General features: G+C 24.1%; 15 protein-coding genes and 1 pseudogene. 13 read left to right on the top strand and 3 right to left on the bottom strand.

Going from position 1 to position 18,779, the window contains the following annotated elements:
* Positions 1-356: 356 nt before the first annotated feature.
* The 6 genes from ACJA25_RS00770 (at position 357) to ACJA25_RS00795 (ending at position 6,219) form a co-directional block, all read left to right on the top strand.
* Positions 357-1,001, top strand: a complete 645-nt coding sequence (locus tag ACJA25_RS00770; protein ID WP_406615779.1) for a hypothetical protein — start codon at positions 357-359, stop codon at positions 999-1,001.
* A gap of 66 nt (positions 1,002-1,067) precedes the next feature.
* Positions 1,068-1,832 (top strand): hypothetical protein, encoded by a 765-nt coding sequence (locus ACJA25_RS00775; RefSeq protein WP_406615781.1) that lies wholly within the window; start codon positions 1,068-1,070, stop codon positions 1,830-1,832.
* A 101-nt stretch (positions 1,833-1,933) separates the two neighbouring features.
* Positions 1,934-2,386, top strand: coding sequence for a transposase (locus ACJA25_RS00780; protein ID WP_406615783.1), 453 nt, complete (start codon positions 1,934-1,936; stop codon positions 2,384-2,386).
* A gap of 410 nt (positions 2,387-2,796) precedes the next feature.
* On the top strand, positions 2,797-3,846 hold the full coding sequence (locus ACJA25_RS00785) for a hypothetical protein (RefSeq protein ID WP_406615786.1): 1,050 nt from the start codon (positions 2,797-2,799) through the stop codon (positions 3,844-3,846).
* Positions 3,809-4,249 carry a hypothetical protein gene (locus ACJA25_RS00790; protein ID WP_406615788.1) on the top strand — a complete coding sequence of 147 codons (441 nt, stop codon included), beginning with the start codon at positions 3,809-3,811 and terminating at the stop codon, positions 4,247-4,249. Before ACJA25_RS00785 ends, ACJA25_RS00790 begins: the two co-directional genes overlap by 38 nt.
* Positions 4,250-4,740: 491 nt before the next feature.
* A complete protein-coding gene (locus ACJA25_RS00795; protein ID WP_406615790.1) occupies positions 4,741-6,219 on the top strand; it encodes an N-6 DNA methylase in 1,479 nt (492 codons plus the stop codon).
* Positions 6,220-6,266: 47 nt separating this feature from the next.
* Here ACJA25_RS00795 and ACJA25_RS00800 read toward each other — a convergent pair.
* A pseudogene (locus ACJA25_RS00800) lies at positions 6,267-6,698 on the bottom strand (restriction endonuclease subunit S); the annotation flags it as partial.
* Positions 6,699-6,704: 6 nt separating this feature from the next.
* On the opposite strand from ACJA25_RS00800, the gene ACJA25_RS00805 reads away from it, so the two are divergent.
* The 3 genes from ACJA25_RS00805 to ACJA25_RS00815 are packed head-to-tail and all read left to right on the top strand — an operon-like array spanning position 6,705 to position 8,650.
* Positions 6,705-6,977, top strand: coding sequence for a hypothetical protein (locus ACJA25_RS00805; protein WP_406615792.1), 273 nt, complete (start codon positions 6,705-6,707; stop codon positions 6,975-6,977).
* A gap of 15 nt (positions 6,978-6,992) precedes the next feature.
* The gene (locus ACJA25_RS00810) at positions 6,993-7,817 is read left to right on the top strand and encodes a restriction endonuclease subunit S (protein ID WP_406616175.1); all 825 of its coding nucleotides are present in this window, start codon (positions 6,993-6,995) and stop codon (positions 7,815-7,817) included.
* Between the two features lie 32 nt (positions 7,818-7,849).
* Positions 7,850-8,650, top strand: a complete 801-nt coding sequence (locus ACJA25_RS00815; protein WP_406615794.1) for a tyrosine-type recombinase/integrase — start codon at positions 7,850-7,852, stop codon at positions 8,648-8,650.
* 3 nt (positions 8,651-8,653) lie between these two features.
* Here ACJA25_RS00815 and ACJA25_RS00820 read toward each other — a convergent pair whose 3' ends face one another.
* On the bottom strand, positions 8,654-9,310 hold the full coding sequence (locus tag ACJA25_RS00820) for a hypothetical protein (RefSeq protein WP_406615796.1): 657 nt from the start codon (positions 9,308-9,310) through the stop codon (positions 8,654-8,656).
* Between the two features lie 196 nt (positions 9,311-9,506).
* On the opposite strand from ACJA25_RS00820, the gene ACJA25_RS00825 reads away from it, so the two are divergent.
* The 4 genes from ACJA25_RS00825 (at position 9,507) to ACJA25_RS00840 (ending at position 14,643) form a co-directional block, all read left to right on the top strand.
* Positions 9,507-12,608 carry a type I restriction endonuclease subunit R gene (locus tag ACJA25_RS00825; protein WP_406615798.1) on the top strand — a complete coding sequence of 1,034 codons (3,102 nt, stop codon included), beginning with the start codon at positions 9,507-9,509 and terminating at the stop codon, positions 12,606-12,608.
* A 265-nt stretch (positions 12,609-12,873) separates the two neighbouring features.
* Positions 12,874-13,467 carry a hypothetical protein gene (locus ACJA25_RS00830; protein ID WP_406615800.1) on the top strand — a complete coding sequence of 198 codons (594 nt, stop codon included), beginning with the start codon at positions 12,874-12,876 and terminating at the stop codon, positions 13,465-13,467.
* Positions 13,468-13,543: 76 nt separating this feature from the next.
* Positions 13,544-13,909, top strand: a complete 366-nt coding sequence (locus ACJA25_RS00835) for a hypothetical protein (protein WP_406615802.1) — start codon at positions 13,544-13,546, stop codon at positions 13,907-13,909.
* Positions 13,910-14,199: 290 nt separating this feature from the next.
* Positions 14,200-14,643 carry a hypothetical protein gene (locus tag ACJA25_RS00840; RefSeq protein ID WP_406615804.1) on the top strand — a complete coding sequence of 148 codons (444 nt, stop codon included), beginning with the start codon at positions 14,200-14,202 and terminating at the stop codon, positions 14,641-14,643.
* Positions 14,644-14,687: 44 nt separating this feature from the next.
* Here ACJA25_RS00840 and ACJA25_RS00845 read toward each other — a convergent pair whose 3' ends face one another.
* On the bottom strand, positions 14,688-18,674 hold the full coding sequence (locus tag ACJA25_RS00845; protein WP_406615806.1) for a hypothetical protein: 3,987 nt from the start codon (positions 18,672-18,674) through the stop codon (positions 14,688-14,690).
* Positions 18,675-18,779 lie beyond the last annotated feature (105 nt).

Raw genomic sequence — 18,779 nt, forward strand, 5'->3', positions numbered from 1 at the left:
AATGTATTGTTTTTTTTAAAACAAAAATTATTTTATTTGTTGGTTTTATAATACCTCCTGCTGCTATTATAGGATTGATAGTAATATTAATAAAACAAAATGAAATAAAGGAAAAAGAAAGCATATAAAACAAAGTCAAGGACAAAGCCTTGATTTTTTTATAATAAATACCTTTTGGTGGGAATATCAAAGCTCATATAACAAAAAATTTGTTAAAATTAAAAACAAATAGTTTTTAATACTTTCAATAAATTTGAATCTAGGATGTTTTTATGTATATTAATCAAATATGTTATAGAATAATTTTTGCATGCTTATTAATTTTTTCATTAGCCACAATTAAAACACTATGAATAATGAAAACACAAGCTGACAAGAAAATATTTATCTTTCATTATTGAAAAGATTTTAAAAAACATTTTCAATTAGAAATAATGTCTTTTCTTATTATTTTAATTATTTTTTTAGCTATAACAAGTTTATCTACATATTTTTTAATTTACAAATTACCAAAGTTTTATCCTAGTAAAAATATATTGATAGTATTCTTAGTAATAGAAGGTCTTGCTTTAATACCAACTCTTATAGTTCATATTGTCACTATCATTTATTTTATTAAAGCAATAAAAAAATACGAAAAAGTTAACAAATTATTTGATAAATCTTTTGATGAAATTTTAGTTTTTGATGAAAATAAATATAATTATTCATTATCTTCTATGCGCTATTATTTATATAATGGCAAAATTCCTAATAAAATTAGCAACATTATTAAAATGTTAGAATCAAGAAAAAAAATTAAATCAAGAGAAGAACATTTAAAAAATTCTATATTAGCAATGATTGTAATATCACTTTTTAAAAATTCAGAAAAATTTGAAAATCAAGATGATCAATATTACTTTATGATGAAAAAATTTATAGAGCTATTTCAAAAGTTTTTTAAATATTCAATAGAAGACATAAAAAATACATACAATAAATTGCTGAATATTAATTAATAAAATTACAGGTTAATATATAAGAGCATTACCAAATGACACAAAATTTGATAATTTAGGCTAATTATGTGAAAAAATATAATTTTTGAATTGATAGGTTATATTTTAATTGCCATCATTATGGCTGTTTCAACTTCTTTAATTTTTAAAACATTATATATGTTAAGCCAAACAAAAAGAAAAATTTATATTTTTCATTATTGGAAAAATCAAAAGAAACTTTTTATTCTTGCAATAATATCTCTTATCTTTACTATATTAGTGTTTTTTGCTTCTGCTTTTTGATTTGTATTAGATTTTTATAATTCTATAGTACAAAAATCTCGAAAACCTTATCAAATTTATTTATCATTGTTTTTATTTTTTCTTATTTTTTGAACCTTTTTATCTTTCTTAACACACATAAAAATTATTATTCGTTTCGTTAAAACAAGAAAAGAATATAAAAACGAATTATTTAACAAATCTCTCGACAACATTTTAGCTTTTGATGATAGTAAATATCCATATGAGTTGAAGTGAATGACTTTTTTTGTTGAAAATAAAAAATTTATTATGAAAATAAATACTCAAATTAGCATAATTTGTATAGCTAGACTTTTTAGCACTAAAAAACATTTTTTAAAATTTGCTTTATTAAGAATGATTAATATAGCAATTTGAAATAGCCAAAGTCATTTTGATAGTTTTGATGATCAATATTACTTTATAATGAAGAAATTTATAGCTATTTTGCAAAAAGATTTTCATTATTCTATTGAACAAATAAGAGAAAAATACAATGATTTTTTAGGCGTTGATGAGAAAAATAAAATAGACTCAACTGTTTAGGCAGGAGTCTATTTTAATTCAATGTTCAATAGTTATTTGATAAACATTATTTGATATTTTCCTGAGTTTTTAAGTTGGTAATTTGCAATTCAAATTGGATTATGAAAAAAATTGTTGAAGATCAACAATATGATGGAATTTATGTTTATGAAACTTCAAGAAATGATTTAAAACCAGAAGAAATTGTTGCTATCTATCATAAGCAATGACAAATTGAAGAAAACTTTAGAACACTTAAAAACGCTTTAAAAATTAGACCAATTTTCGTTAATTCAACTAATCACATTTTCGGCCATTTTGTTCTTTGTTTTTTAGCTCTTGTTGTAATTAAATATGCTTTATTTATTCTCAACAACAAAATCAAAGAAGAATATGACGTTTTGGATAAAGTAACAAACAAAAGCTTTATTGATGCTATTGAATCTGCTACAGTAACCATTTCATATTATGGAGATAATGAAATGGATAGAAAATACCATACAAATGATTCAAATTTAACAAATTACGAAAATTACAAAATTTTTGAAAAAATTTTTTCAAAAATTAGTATGTAAATAAAAAACCATTTTTTCCTTATTAGTCTATAAATAAGGGTAAAATGGTTTTTTTAATTTTGTAACTTAAAAACTCAGGAAAAACAAACAAAAAGAGCGATACCTAAAACAAAGATACCCTCTTGCCGTCTCCATTGCTGGAGTTTAGCGGTTTATATACAACTCTCAGATTTGTTATTTACTAACCTGTGCACGACGCCTTCATACATAATAATCATACTGCATTTTTTTAAAAGTATTTTAAATTTTACTTTATCTTTAATAAGCAATCGATTCTCAAACAAAATGTCACTTTTAATATTTAATAAAATAAATATGGAAGGTGAGTTATGTATTATTAGAATTATGCAACTTCATTAAAAGCTAATTTAGATATAGTTCAACACAATTGAAAAAGAAGTAATTCTTGATTGTCATGAAAATTAGGTAAATCAATTAGAACTATTATCAGGTATAGGAAAAAGTTAATTGCTTTATGTTCAGAAATTGAAAAAGAAAAAACAAAGCAAAAGTTTGAGCTTTTTCATAAAAATACAAATAATCAAAACGCTAAAAAAGTTGATGAAACTTTATTGTCAAAACTTTATAAAGAATACGAAAAAATAAACAAAGAACTTAATGGTGAAAAAACAGGTAGAATTGTTACTTTTTCTGATTTTTATAAAGGACTAAACGAGGAAACAAAAGCAAAAATCAAGTATTCAACTTTTTATAAAAACTTGTTAAGAAATGGTTTTTGTAGTCCTTATGCTAAACGTAAAACCAAAAGATTAGCTATAAGAATTACTAAAAATATAATTGAAAAAAATAAAGTAGAAAACATAATAATTTATAAAGACAATTTAAAATATTTAAACAAAATTGAAAAACTGGTTTTGTTCTTAAACAACAAATCAAAATATGATTTTGGTCAATGCGTAGAAGTTGATGATTGCAATGATAGATTTTTTGGTACAAAAGAAAAGATAACTATTTATCATGCTATTGATTCCGGAACCAAAATGTTGCTTGGAATATGAATAGAAAAAGAAGAAACAAATCGTGGTTACCAAAAATTGTTAGAAATGGTTTTTGAACAATATGGTCTTCCCCAAGCGGTATTATCTGATAAAAGAAGAACAATGTGAGGTAGTGAATTTACTGAAACCGCCTTTAAAGAAACGTTGAGCGAAAAAAATATTGATTTAGATTACTCAAGCAATCCTAAATTTAAACCAAATGTAGAAAGATCATTTGACACTTGTCAAAAAAATTATCCTCTCTATTTTCATCAACAAGGTTGAACAACTATTGAAGACCTTCAAAAAAACAAAAAACAAATTGTCGAATTTTATAATAAGAAATTTAAAAAGACATGTGAAGATAAAATTAATGTGTTTAGAAAACCAATTTCAGCTAATGAAATGAAAATGGATTTAAAAATTGATAGAAAAAATTTTAGGCGGAACAATTCAATTTAACAACAAAAGATATGCTCCTTTTGATGAACACAACAACAGGGTTATGATGCTAGAAAAAAGAATGGTTAAATCAGTTATTAATAGTGATGGTGTTATAGAATTTATTGCTAATAACAAAAGATATCAAGCAAGAGAACCAAAAGGTGAACAACTTACTCCTGATATGATTTATGCAATTAAAAATAATCTTGATCCAAGTATTGAAGGAATTCGAAAAATAACCAAAATTCATTCGATAAATCAATCATTTTCATATAATAATATTGAAAAAATTAAAACTTTATTGAATTCAAGTAATGCAACAAATAACATTTCTTTGGAAGCTATGAATTTGTTAAAAAAGATATCTGAACAGCTAAAAGAAGTTAATGAAAATATCAGTAAAACAATTTGAGAAAAATAACTAATCTCATTTTCAAAGATTAGCTATTATCATTCAAAACTCTCTAATAAATACATAAATAAATGTGGCTTTTGTTAACAAAAGCGCTTTTTGCTTCTTTATTTTTCTAAATATAAACAAAATTAAAAAAGAAAATTTATAATAAATTTATATTTATTAAAAGTGGTTGCAAAAGTGACATTTTGTTTGAGAAATAACACACATTTTTAAAACCATTTTAAATATTTGTGTTTATTAAGAATACAGTGAATATTTTTGTTAAAAATATACTAGAGAGAATATACAATACTTTTGTTGCAACCTGTATTTGTTTATTATAATTGATATATTAATAAATAATTTGTGTTGTTAAAGTGGAAAACAAAAAAGTAATGTTTTTAATAAAAAAAAGAAGTTAGATATATCAAAATTAGTAAATTTGTTGTGTATTTTTTTCTTTTTATTAAAAAATAAAAACAAATTATTTGAAAAAAGATAAAGGAAAAAAGAATATGTCAGAAATTATAAAAGAAGATATTTTATGAAAAGCTGCTGAAAAATTAAGAGATAAATGTGATCCTGCCGATTATAAAAATATAGTTCTTGGATTAGTATTTTTAAAATATGTTAGCGATAAATACACCGCAAAATATGAAGAATTAGCAAAATTCAAAGACGATAGAGAAAACGATGATGATTACTATATATCTGATCATGTTTTTATTGTTCCTAAAAAAGCTTTATGAGATTATATAGCAACACATTCAAAACAAGACGACTTAGGACAAATAATTGATGAAGCTTTTATTGAACTAGAAAAAAGCAATAATCAATTAAGAGGAATCTTGCCAAAAACTTATTCAAAAAGTGATTTGGATAAAATAGCACTAGGTGAATTAGTAGACTTTTTTACCAATAATTTAAATATGAAGGACGTTAAAGGTGATTTTTTTGGTCAAGTGTATGAATTTTATATTGGAGCATTTGCTAAATATATTCCAACAAAAGGTGGTGAATTCTTTACTCCAAAATCTTTAGTAGAATTAATGGTTGATATTCTAGAACCATATAAAGGTAGAGTATACGATCCATGTTGTGGATCAGGAGGTATGTTTGTTCAATGCTCTAAGTTTGTAAAAGAGCGTCAAGGTAAAGTTGATGACATTTCTATTTTTGGACAAGAATCAAATCCAGGAACTTGAAAAATGGCGAAAATGAATTTAGCGATTAGAGGACTTGAAGGAAATCTTGGTGAAAGAAATGGTGATTCGTTTACTGATGATTTACATAAAAGTTTAAGAGCAGATTTTATTATTGCTAATCCACCTTATAACCTAAAAGAATATTGAAAACCATCTCTTGAGGGTGACTCAAGATGATTATTTGGAAAACCAGATACAAATAATGCCAACTACGCTTGATTAGAATTGATGTATTCTAAACTTGCTCCAAAGGGAAAAGCAGCAATTCTTATGCCTAATGGTGCAACTACATCCAATACAAAAGATGATTATACAATTAGAAAAGCAATGATTGAGGCGGGGGCAGTAGATGCAATCATAGCCTTACCCAATAAGTTATTTTCAAATGTTAGTATTTCAGTTCAATGTTGAATATTAAACAAAGGAAAAACCAATACTGATATTTTATTTATAAACGCTGATTCTATGGGTAAACTTATTTCTAGAAAAATAAGAGTATTAGAAGAGATGGATATTAATAAAATAGTTAAAGCATATAAAGATTTTAAGTATAATACATTAGAAGATATACCAGGATTTTGTAAAAAAGCAAGTTTGGAAGAAATAAAATCGAATGATTATTCTTTAAATCCCGGAAGATATGTAGGAGTAGATGAATCTAATAAATTGTCACCCAAAGAGATTCAAGATGAACTTAGAAAAGCTTCTGCAGAATTGTTTGAATTAATAAAGGAGGGTAAGGAACTAGAAGAAAAAGTTAAAGATATTTTAGAAAAAGAGATGAAATAAAGGATAGTGTTAACTATGTGATGTTGTTGTTCAATAGAATGAATAGATAATTCTATGTTCTCAAATAGTGTTTTATTAATTATGGGCATTGTTGTTCCATTTTTTCCTATGCTATTGAAATAATCTTTTTTTGTTAGTAATAGATAATATAAGTAAAGTTCTGACACTATATTTCTATTGATATTAGTAATAGCATTAATTTGTTGATTTGAAATACTAAGTTTTTTAGTAATTGAAACATACCCTATATAACCTATGCAACTAATAACAATACTATTTTCTTTCAATTTTATTGAATTGAATTTATTTAGTGCATAGTTACTTATATATTTAATACTTTTTGATATATATCTATTATTTTTAATATCAGGCGGACAAATAAAAGGGAAATCATTAGAATTCCAAAATATATTTACTTTGGTTGAAGGTGTTTTGCCTGTTATTACTTTTCCTAAATCTTTAATTTTGTACGTTCTCATAATTTTATGGCTAATAAAAAGTTAAATGATATATGTATTAATATAACTGATGGAACCCACTCAACTGTTATAGATGATGAGAATGGCAGCAATTATTTATTAAGTTGCAAAAATATTAAAGGAGGAAAAATATTTATTAATGATAATGATAGAAAAATCAATAATAATACCTTCCTTCAAATTAGAAAAAGAACAAAAACAGAATATAAAGATGTTGTTATTACTAAAATAGGGACAGTTGGTCAATCCGCTTGCATAAATGATTTGGAACCTAATTAATACAATGTCGCTATTTTAAAACCTAATAATTCAATTATCTTGTCTGAATATCTCAATTATTTTTTTCATTCAAACACTGGGAAAATATCAATTAATACAAGAATTAAGGGAGCTGCTCAACCTTGTCTCTTTTTAAACGATTTAAAAGATATTGATATTTTTGTTCCCGATTTGCAAAAACAACATCACATAGTTAACACTATTGGAAGTGTCGATGATTTGATTGAAAAGAATAATGAATTAATTAAGAAAATTAAAAATTTTAGAAAATTATATTTTTCCAATTTTTCTAAAATTTGTGATAGATCAGATGAAATTTTAAATCATATTAAATTTAAAAATGGCTCACAACCTCCCAAAAAATTTCATACATATGAAAACAAAAATGGTTATATACGTTTTATACAAAACAGAGACTATTCCAATGATAACAATTTAACATACATACCAATCTCAAATAAAAATTCTATATGTGAAAAAACAGATATTATGATTGATAAGTATGGTGAGGCAGGAAAAATAAGATATGGTCTAAACGGCGCTTATAATGTTGCTTTAGCTAAAATTATTCCGTACAACAAATATGAAAAGGAATTTATTAGAGACTTTTTAACACAAGAAAATTTAGAAAAATTGTTATTTTCATCTTCAAAAGCATCAACAAGATCTTCTCTTAATGAGACATGTTTCAAAGGAATAAAATTTCCTATATTAAATGAATATCAATTAAAAAAATATGAATTTTTAATGCATAATTTGTTAATTATAGAACTAAAAATTCAAGAAAAAAATAAAAAACTTATAATAATTAAACAAAATTTATTAGAAAAATATTTTTAAAGATAAGATATCTTCAAAAATGGAGGTATCAAATGAAAGATTTTAAAACATTTTTGATTCATCAAAATTTATCTAAAAACACAATTGATTCATATCAATCCTCAGTAGACTTATACTTAAAATATTTTAATGTAATTAACAAACAAAACTTATTGGCATTTAAGGCAATTTTAGTTGATAATCACAAAGGAAAAACAGTAAATTTAAGAATTCAAGGAATAAACAAATATCTTGAATATATTAAAAAAGAAAAGCTAAAACTAAAATTCATTAAAATTCAACAAAAAACTTATCTTGAAAATGTTATTAGTGATGCAGATTATGAATTCTTTAAAAACAAACTTTTAAAAGATAACAACTATGAATGGTATTTTATAGTAAGATTTCTTGGAGCAACAGGAGCTCGTGTCTCCGAATTAATTCAATTTAAATATGAACATTTAAAACGCGGTTATATTGATCTATACGCCAAGTCTGGAAAAATTAGACGTATATTTATTCCTAAAAAGTTAAGAGTTAAAGCTATAGGATATTATGATTCTATAGGAAGAATTGAAGGATATTTATTTCTAAATAAAGACAAAAAACAAATATCAACAAGAGGAATATCTCATCAATTAAAGGTTTTTGGCAAAAAATATAAAATGAATGAGAAAGTAATTTATCCTCATTCATTTAGACATAGATATGCTAAAAACTTTTTAGAAAAAAGAAAAGATATAGCCTTACTAGCTGACTTAATGGGTCACGAATCCATAGAAACTACAAGGATATATCTTAGAAAAACTAGTGAAGAACAACAAGCAATTGTCGACAAAATTATAGATTGGTAAATATTAAAAATATTTATTAAGAAGATTATCTTTTATTTTGTTTAAAAAGTTAATCTTCTTTTTATTTTGCAATATTAAATTAAAATAGTTGTTTAGTACTTTTCTATCGTTGTTATCAACGTCAACATAAATAAGATAATTAATAGATTTTGAAGCATGAAGAATAGTTGTTCCTTTTGAGTGATTATTAATAATTTTTTTATTAATATCACTATTCATTTCAAAATATACTAATCCTTTGTCATTATTTGTACTTTTTAAATTATATATTCCTGATGAATAAGCACCAACTAATCCTATGCTATTTCTTCCTGGCGAACCATCAAAAGCAACTAATATATCTTCAAATTTTGCAATTTTATCACTATCTTTTTCATCTATGTATGTATTACTCAACGATAATAAATCACCAACTCTTAGATAATTAATTAAACCTTTTTTATATATTTCATTATACTTTGATGATCCTACTTCAAATCCTTTTTCAAATTTAACAATTTTATTTAATGATTTTTTCTCATAACTATTATTAAATTGATTAATTTTACTGATACCTAAAGTCATTAATATTTCGTTTTGTTTAGTTAAATTTTCTATCAAATTATCCACACTTCCAATAGTGTTAACTATTTGAAACAAAAATTCAAAATAATGAGACATTTTATATAATATATTTAACAAATTAAGAGAATGTTTTGTTATAAATTTTAATAGCTATATAAAGCATTTGTTTTGGAAATGTAATTTAAATTTTATTAATCATTAAGTTCTTTTAGATAATTTGACTTATCCTAAAAAATGATAAAGATTAAAAGCTATAAACTAGTTATTGATAATTTCGATAAGGTGGTAATATATGATAAACGAAAAAACAGTAGAAGAAGCAATTATGTCTTTATTGAAAAACAAAGGTTATCAGTTGTTAGACGAAAAAAATGATTGAATATTGAATAGAAAACTTGATGAGTTTATCAATGAAGAACAATTAAGAGAATCTTTGAATAGAATTAATAAAATAAAAAGCACAGATGTAATACAGGAAGCAATAAACAAAATAACAAGACTTGATAACCCTTCTTTATTTGAACGTAACCAACAATTCCACAAAATATTAGTTCATGGAATCACCATAGAATCTCGCGATTTTGATACAAATCCTTTAATTAAATTTATTGATTTTGATAATTTTGAAAATAATACATTTGAAGTAATGCATCAGGTTAAATTCAATGAAGGAAAAAATACTAGAATTCCAGATGTAATTATATATATAAATGGTATTCCATTAATCGTAATGGAATTAAAATCTTTTGATGAAGATGCTACGAACGCAACATTAGAACATGCTTATGCACAACTAGGTTCTAATTCTGAATCTGATGGCTATAGATTTGACATCCCTACGCTTTTTAACTACAATGCTTTTTTAGTAATTTCAGATGGTGTTAGTACTAAAGTTGGTACATTAACTTCTAAAATAGATAGATTTAATGAATGAAAAAGTGTTAAAGGCGAAGATGGCTATGATGATAAGTGTGTAAATAAAATAAATATATTAATTGATGGGCTATTCGAACGTTCTAGATTACTTGATGTTATTAAAAATAATATCTTTTTTATCATTGATAAAAATCAAAAACCAGTAAAAATAATGTCACAATATCATCAATATTTTGGTGTAAATAAAGCATTAGATTCGATAATCAAAACAATTAAACCAAATGGAAATGGTAAGGCAGGAATTATTTGACACACACAAGGGAGTGGAAAATCCTTTTCAATGGTGATGCTTGCCCATAGATTGTTATTAAATAAAACATTAAATGTTCCAACAATTGTTGTTTTAACCGATAGAATTGATTTAGATAATCAATTGTATAAAACATTTTTTAGTGCTAGGGAATATCTAAATTGTGAACCAATTACTGCTTTATCTCGAAATGATTTAGTTGAAAAAATAAATAGTATAAAACAAGGCAGAATAATCTTTACAACTGTTGCTAAATTTGATAAAAAAAATCTTCCAAAAAACAAAAGAAACAATATTATTGTTATGACAGATGAAGCACATCGAGGTCATTACGGTCTTTATGAAACAGTTCATTATAAAGTGAATGAAGAAACAGAAGAAATAAATGCTATTTTTAAGTATGGTATAGAAAAGTATATAAGAGAAGCATTACCTAATGCAACATTTATTGGATTTACAGGTACACCTGTTTCTACAAAAGAAAAACAGACAACAGATATTTTTGGTGAAATTATTGATGTATATGATATGACTCAATCTATTATCGATGGAGCAACAGTTAGGTTATATTATGAATCTAGATTAGCAAAGGTTTGAACTAATAATGACCTTTTAAAACAAATTGATCAATATTATGAAAATTTAGAAAACACAAAACAAGCAGATAAAAAATCGATTGAACGTTCAAAAGCAGAAATGTCAAAAATTAAAGTCATATTAGAAGATGATGATATGATTAAATTATTTGTGAAAGACATTTTAGAACATTATAAAGAAAGAAAAGGGTTTTTAAATGGTAAAGCAATGATTGTTTGTCAAACAAGAATCGCTGCTATGAAACTTTATAATGAAATTGTCAAACAAAATCAAGAATATAAAGAAAAAACAATTTTAATTGTTACAGAATCTAACAAAGATACTGAAGAACAAAGAAAATTATTTGGGAATTCAAATTACAGGCGCGATTTAGGCGAAGAATTTAAAAAAGAAAACTCAAAGTACAAAATTGCAATAGTCTGTGATATGTGACTTACAGGTTTTGATGTACAAGATTTAGATGTGATGTATTTTATAAAAAGACTTAAATCTTATAATTTAATGCAAGCAATTGCACGTGTAAATAGAGTTTATCCAGGAAAAAACTCTGGTTTAATTGTCGACTATATTGGATTGAATAAAGAATTAAATTCTGCCTTAGAAGAGTATACGAATCGAGATAAACTAAATAATGTGCAAGATATCAAAAATGAAATTTATGTTATCTTAAAAGAAAAACTAAGTATTCTTAATGAATGATTTTACAAAGTTGATAAATCTAGTTTTTTTAGTACCGATGCTTTAAAAAGATTTACAGCAATTCAAGCAGGAACCCAATTTATTTTAATTGATAAATTAAAAAGGGAAGATCCTTTTATTAATGATTTGTCATTATCGCTTAAACAGGCATTTGTTGTATGTGCGGGTATGTTAACAAGTGAAGAAAAAGATGATGTAATATATTATTTGGCAATTAGAAGTTATATATTAAAACTTAGAAATAAATCAGGTATTGTGTCAACTCAAGAAATGAACGAATATGTATCTAATTTATTAACAGATGCAATTAAAGGTGATGAAGTCAAAGTATTGACAAAAGATGATAGTCTATCTCTAAATCTAATAGATTTATTAAGTGATGAAAATATAGAAAAATTAAGAAAGAATAATCCTACACATATATTTATTGAAATAGTAAAAAAATTACTTGAAAGAGCAATTTCTGAATCAAGAAAAACTAATTATTTTAAATCTCAAGAATATTCTAAAAGACTTAGAAAAATTCTTGAAAAATATAATGACAGAGATCTTAGTTTTTCTCCGGAAGCTACAATTGTTGATTTAGTATCATTTGCAAGTGAGATGGTAAGTAATGAACAAAAAGCGCTTGAACTAGGAATCTTTGGCAGAGAAAGAGCATTTTATGATGCGCTTGCAAGAGATGAAAATGCAAAGAAATTATTGGATGATGAAATCTTAAAACTCATTGCAAAAGAATTAAAAGATGTTGTGGAAGAATATGCATCAACTGATTGGTCGAATAAAGAATCAACAAGAGCAAAAATGAGAATTAAAATAAAAGAATGCTTGAAAAAATACAATTATCCACCCCAATATCAAAAAAGTGCTATTGATGATGTAATAAAACAAGCAGAATATGTTATGAACTAACAGTTATAAAATATTAGATTATTAATTGTTTTCATACTTAGAATTTATATCTATAAACCAACAACGAATATTAAATATTTGTTAAAATTAAAAACATATGTTTTTAATATAAATGAAAGGAAATTTAGATATGGAATGAAATCGAATAATTTATAGAGTGATTCTTGCTTGTTGATTTATTTTAACATTATTTATGGTAAAAACACTTTGAATTATAAAGTCACACACCGATAAAAAAATTTTTATTTATCATCATTGAAAAAACATGAAAAAATATTTTAGATGAGAGATATTAGCTTTTACTTTTGTTTTAACAATATTTCTTTTTTTAATAGGTTTGTTGACTTATTCATTTGCTTACAAATTACCAAGATTTTATTCTAGTAAAACAGAATTAATAGTATTTATATCGATAGAAAGTGTTACATTAATTCCAACAATTATTGCTCATATTCTAATAATTATTTCTACTAGTAATTCAATAAAAAAATATAAAAAAGAACATAAGTGATTTGATAAATCATTTGACGACATTTTAAATTTCGATGAGAATAAATATAACTATTCACTATCTTCAATGAGTTTCAATGTTTATAACAGTAAAATAAAAAATAAAATTAGTATGACAATAAAATTAATATCGCGAAATAAAAAATATAAATTTAATACTGACAATTTAAAAGGTTTTTTATTAACAATAATCTCTATTTCGCTTTGAAAAAGTTCTGAAAAATTTGAAAATGAAGATGATCAATATAATTTTATTATGAAAAAATTAATATTTCTTTTTGAGAAAAGATTTAATTACTCAATTGAATATATTAAACAAAAGTACAATGAACTATTAAATATAAAATAAAGGAGAAAAATAATGAAAAAAAACAATAAGCATATTTACAAATTTAGGAAATGTTATTACACCAATTAATAATATAGTGTATTCTAATGTCTATAGTGTAGAACATAAAGCTAACAATAAGGAATATACTATTTATAATGCTTATGAAGAACAAAATCTAGATCCTAATGAAGAAAAAATAAAAAGATTAAAAAATCAAAGTTTTGATTGAGTTGTTGTTAATGAGAGCGAACAATATGGGGATTATTGAGAAACTGCTATTGGTGGAAAAAATTTACATTTTATGAATTTAAAAACTGGTGAAGTTAAACCATTACAATATTTTTTAGAAAAAACAAATGAAGAACTTTATGTGTGAAACTTGGTAAAAGTTGAAGATGTAAATAAAGGTTGATATATTAGAACATTACCCAATGATAATAAATTAGATAATTTGGGTTAATTACACATTATTTAGATTGAATAATGAATTTCCTTATAGCTATTTGTGGAATATTACTATCCATTTCAAGTTTTAAAACATGAATTTTATTGGATCAAGCAAAAAGAAAAATTTTTATTTATTTTTATTTTAAAAACATAAAAAAGTATCTTTTTCCTATAATATTTTTAGCTGTTCTTAATCTCATAATATTTTATGCTTCATTAATTTCTTATATATGACTTTTAAAAATAACATCATTAGAAGACTTGTTTTATAAAAAAATCAAAACAACACTTCTATTCATAGTATTGAGCTCTTTATTTGCTATTTTCTTAAATGTAGCAGGTATCATTTGTGCTAATAAGGCAATGGTAATGTTTAAAAAAAGTAATGAATTATTTTCTAAGTCCTTTGAACAAGTTTTGGCTTTTAATGATAGTAAATATTCATTTAAACTAAAAAATGTAAAATTTATTATTAAATTAGATACTATAACTTATAAAATTGGAACCCAAATAAATTGAATAAAACTACATAAACCTTTTATGTCAAAAAAACATTTCTTAAAATATGCTTTGTTGAGAATGATAAATATAACAACTCTTTATACTAAAAATTATTTTGACAATTTAGACGATCAATACAATTTCATAATGAAAAAATATATTAACATCTTGCAAAATGATTATAAATATTCAATTGAAGAAATAAATATTACATATAATCAATTATTAGGCATTGATCAAAAATAAATTATAAAAATAGGCCAAAGTTTTACCTTAGTCTATTTTTCTTTTTAACATTCAATAACTATTTTATAAACATTACTTGATAGTTTTTTATTTCTAAATTCACAAAATCTAAAGAAGATTTCAATTTTTCCATTTGATTTAACAATTTTTAATTTTGGGTTTGATTTAGTATCACCATTTGTAGGTTGATCAGGATTTACTGCTGTAAATCTTTCTGCTCATGGTTCTTTGAATTTTAGCAATTTATGATCGTTTTCAACATTTACAAAGTGATTAGAATAATAATCATATTTTATTTCTTTAACTTCTTCATTGAATCAGTTTTGTTCTACTGTTTCAATTTCTAGAGGATTTATATTTTTTTCAAACTCCGGATCAAATTTTCAATTTGAAGGAATGGTTACTTCTTGTTTGCCAACTAATTCTAATTTTGTAGATGACAATTTTAAGTCTTTGATTTCTGCTGGTACATCAATAATATTAGTTGGTGAAGCAGTTTCTTTAATTTTAATAATTAAAGCAATTGTGTCTTCAAAGTATTTTAATTCTATACTTTCGATTTCTCCGCCATTAGTTTTAATGTGTTCTAAAAGCTGTTGGTTAGTCATATCTTTGGTTTTGATTTGTGTTTTTAAATCAGTATATTTAGATTTATATTGACTAACTGTTAAATCTTTTGAAGCACCTTCAAGTTGAATTTCTTTGTCTTTAAAAATCTTAAACAGTGGATTTTGTTTGAAACCAGTTATTTCTCAAGAAGCTGATTTTTCTTCATTTCATTCAGTTCTTAAAGTTAGAGTTAAGGTTAATTTTCCTTCTAATGAATTATTTTGGTCAAAAATAATTGTGTCAATGTTGCAAGTAGACTTGTATTTTTCTAATACTTCCAAGATATTAACATCAATAGAATCTTTAGTTGCTTTTAATTTTTTAACTTTTTCTTCAACACTAAGTTTTTGAAAATCTTCATGAAACACATTTGAATATTGATCTTTATCTTTAGCATCTAAAGTTCCTAATTTTGATAGAATGTCATCAATAGTGATTTGTTTAAATTTGACATCATTAGTGATTTTTGTTTTTATATTAGGATCTTTTTCATCTTCTATGTCAATTACTAATTTCGCATATCCTTCATTTACTTTATGATGTGATTCTAAAGACACATTAGTAATTCTAACTTGTAATTCTTTTAGTTTGTTTTCAAATTGCTCTTTAGTTGTAAATTTATCAGAAACCACTTGACTCAATAATTGATCTTTATATTTTGAAAGAAATTCATATTTATCTTCATTATTGTATCCATCTACTAAAGTGAAATTACCAATTTGTGGCAACACTTTTTTCAAACGATTTTCTTTAAAACCTTTAATTTCAAAAGTTAAATCTTTTTGGTCAAATTCTTTTGCTAATGAAATACTTAATATTCCTGTGGTTGAATCGTTTTCTTTTTCTTTTAATTCAATTTTAGTGATGATAATTTGGTTAGCACTTAAAAAATCTTTAATTTCAACATTTGTAATGTCACCTTGAACCATACTTATTAAAGAATATTCATATTCTTCATTATATGAATCAATGGTGTGATTTTCTTTTTCTTTTAAATCTAGATCTTTAATTCTTGCAATAGCTTCATCAAAAGATAAATTCATTTTAAATCCGGCTATATCATAAGTTTTTGTAATAGTTTGATTAGGGAAAAGATCACAAGCATAAGTAATAGCTAATGTACCAATTCCTTCTTTTTCATCTTTAACAGTTAAAGCTAATTTTTTAATTTCAATTTCATGTTCGAGTAAAAATACTGTAAAATCTCGATTTGGGAAAAGATCAGTTGGATCCTCTTTGTCAAGGTGTTCGTTATATGCTTCAACTTGTGTTATATATTCACTAACTTTAGAATCACTTTTATCAATTAAGTCAGGTTTAGGCGCATTATCTAATAAGGTAGAAAAGTCCATAGTTTTAAAGTTTACTGCTGATTGTAAACCCTTCGAGAAAACTTTACCTTCTTTATCTTTTAAGGTAAGAACAATAAAATAACTACCAGTTTTGATATCAAAACTTAAAATTTGAATTTTATAAATATCACATTCTTTACCCTTAATAGCACCAATAACTTCTTCATAAGTTTTAGTTTTAGTTCTTATTTTATTTTTTAAAATAGGATTTTTAATAAATTCATAGTAATTGTATTTATCACAATCTTCAAGATAAACGTCTTCTAAAACAGTGTCAAAAAGTTCTAACATTGCATTTTCTTTGAAAACATTAGTTAATAAATATTCTTTTTTGATTGTTTCGTCATTCTTTTTGTAAGTGAAATACAATTTAATATCTCTAGATTTACCCTTAATTCTTTCCACAAGAATTTCAAAGTCAATTCCATAAGAATCAGTTTCTTCTTTTAGTTTTTTGTTAGTGTCATAAGTTATTTTTTCTGCTATAACTTTTGAATATTCATAAATGTATTCTTCATAAGTCTTTGTGCTAGCATCTTCAAAACCTAAATTATTGCCAATTGCGTCAACCACTTGTTGTAAAGTTTTTTCTTCTTTAAAACCATCTAGTTCTAATTCTAGTTTTTTAACTTGTAAATCTTTTGTAATTTCTACTACAAGTTTTGCTTTAGTAGCTTCATGTTTTTGTAAGTCAATTTTTACATCAACACCATATCTTAATAAATATTGTTTTATGTCGATATTATCTTCATCAAACTTGCTTTCAGAAGTTAATTTATCAAATAAATTATTACCGAATTTATGTTTAAAACCATCAACAGAGAATTTACTTTTTTCTTCTAAATCTAGTTTGGTTATTTTATCTAAAACTTCAGAAGAAGATTTATCTTTTTTAAATCCTTCAAATTCTCAAGATTTTGCTTTGGTTTCTTTAGTAACTTTATTTCTAAAAGTTATAGTTAATTTAACTTTTCCATTTTGCTTATCTAGAACTTCAAATTCTGGTTCGATTTCTAAATCTATTTTTTCTTCAATGAATTTTTGGATTTCTTTACCTTTTAATCCCGCAAAGATTAAATTAGAATTCTTAAAGCTCTTTTTATAACCTTCTGTGGTAAAGTTGTTTGTATCTCTTAAAGTTAATTCGCCCAATTCATTGATAACATTATCCATTGAAAGGTTGTATTTTTTAAAGGTTACATTGTATTTTCTATTCATAGTATGATTAGTATTTTCAAATCTAAATACAACGTCTAAAGTTCCTTTTCCTTCATTTTTATCAATGTTAATTAAAGAAATTGATGAAATTTCTATATCTTTTAAAGTTAAAAAATGTTCCACACTAAATTTAAAATTAACAAGATTTTTAATTAAATTTTCTTTTGTGTTTTCATATTCATGAGCATAAGTTTTGTCAGCGTCTTTTAATGAAAGTTGACCTAGTGTTTCAATATGGTCAATTTCTTCAGAATTTAAAATAGTTTTAAAATCTTTAATTGTATATTGCTTAGTTATTTCTTGTGAATCTAATTGTAATTTTAAAGTTAATTCAGCAACACCAGCATCTTGATCAATTGCTTTTAAACTAGCGCTTAAATTAACATTGTGCTTTTTTAAAAAACTTTTAAAATCTTCATTTTTGATTTTATCTGCTTTAATGTAGTTGACCAAATTGTCTTGACTTAAAGTTATAAAATCATCAACTAAATGTTTTTCTTTTTCTAAAAGATCGACATTTTTTAAATGATTTGCAAAAGCATTGATGTTCTTTTTAAAACCAGTAAATGACATTGTAAATACCTTATTTTTACCTGGTAAAATGGTTAAAGTTGCCTTACCTTCTAAATCATCAAATTCAACTTTTTGAAGTGTATAAACAATTTTAGTTTTTGAACCTAAACTAACATAGTTTTGAACTTGTGAAGCTAAAATACTTTCTTTTGGTTTTTGTCAGCTAATTGTTATATCTTTTTCAAAATCAGTCCCTTTACAGCTAATTGCTAAAGCTAAAGAAGCTGAAGAAATTAAAATTGCTGGAAATATTAAAAGGGATTTCCTATTCTTTTTCATATTTTTCCTCTATCTTTCTATATCTAATAATTATATTAAAATTACACTCAAGCAAAATCCACCAATTAAGCATAATTGCTTAACTTTGCAAAAATAAAAAACAAT

It is taken from the genome of Mycoplasmopsis hyopharyngis, from assembly GCF_045276885.1.
Lineage (GTDB): Bacteria > Bacillota_I > Bacilli_A > Mycoplasmatales > Metamycoplasmataceae > Mycoplasmopsis > Mycoplasmopsis hyopharyngis.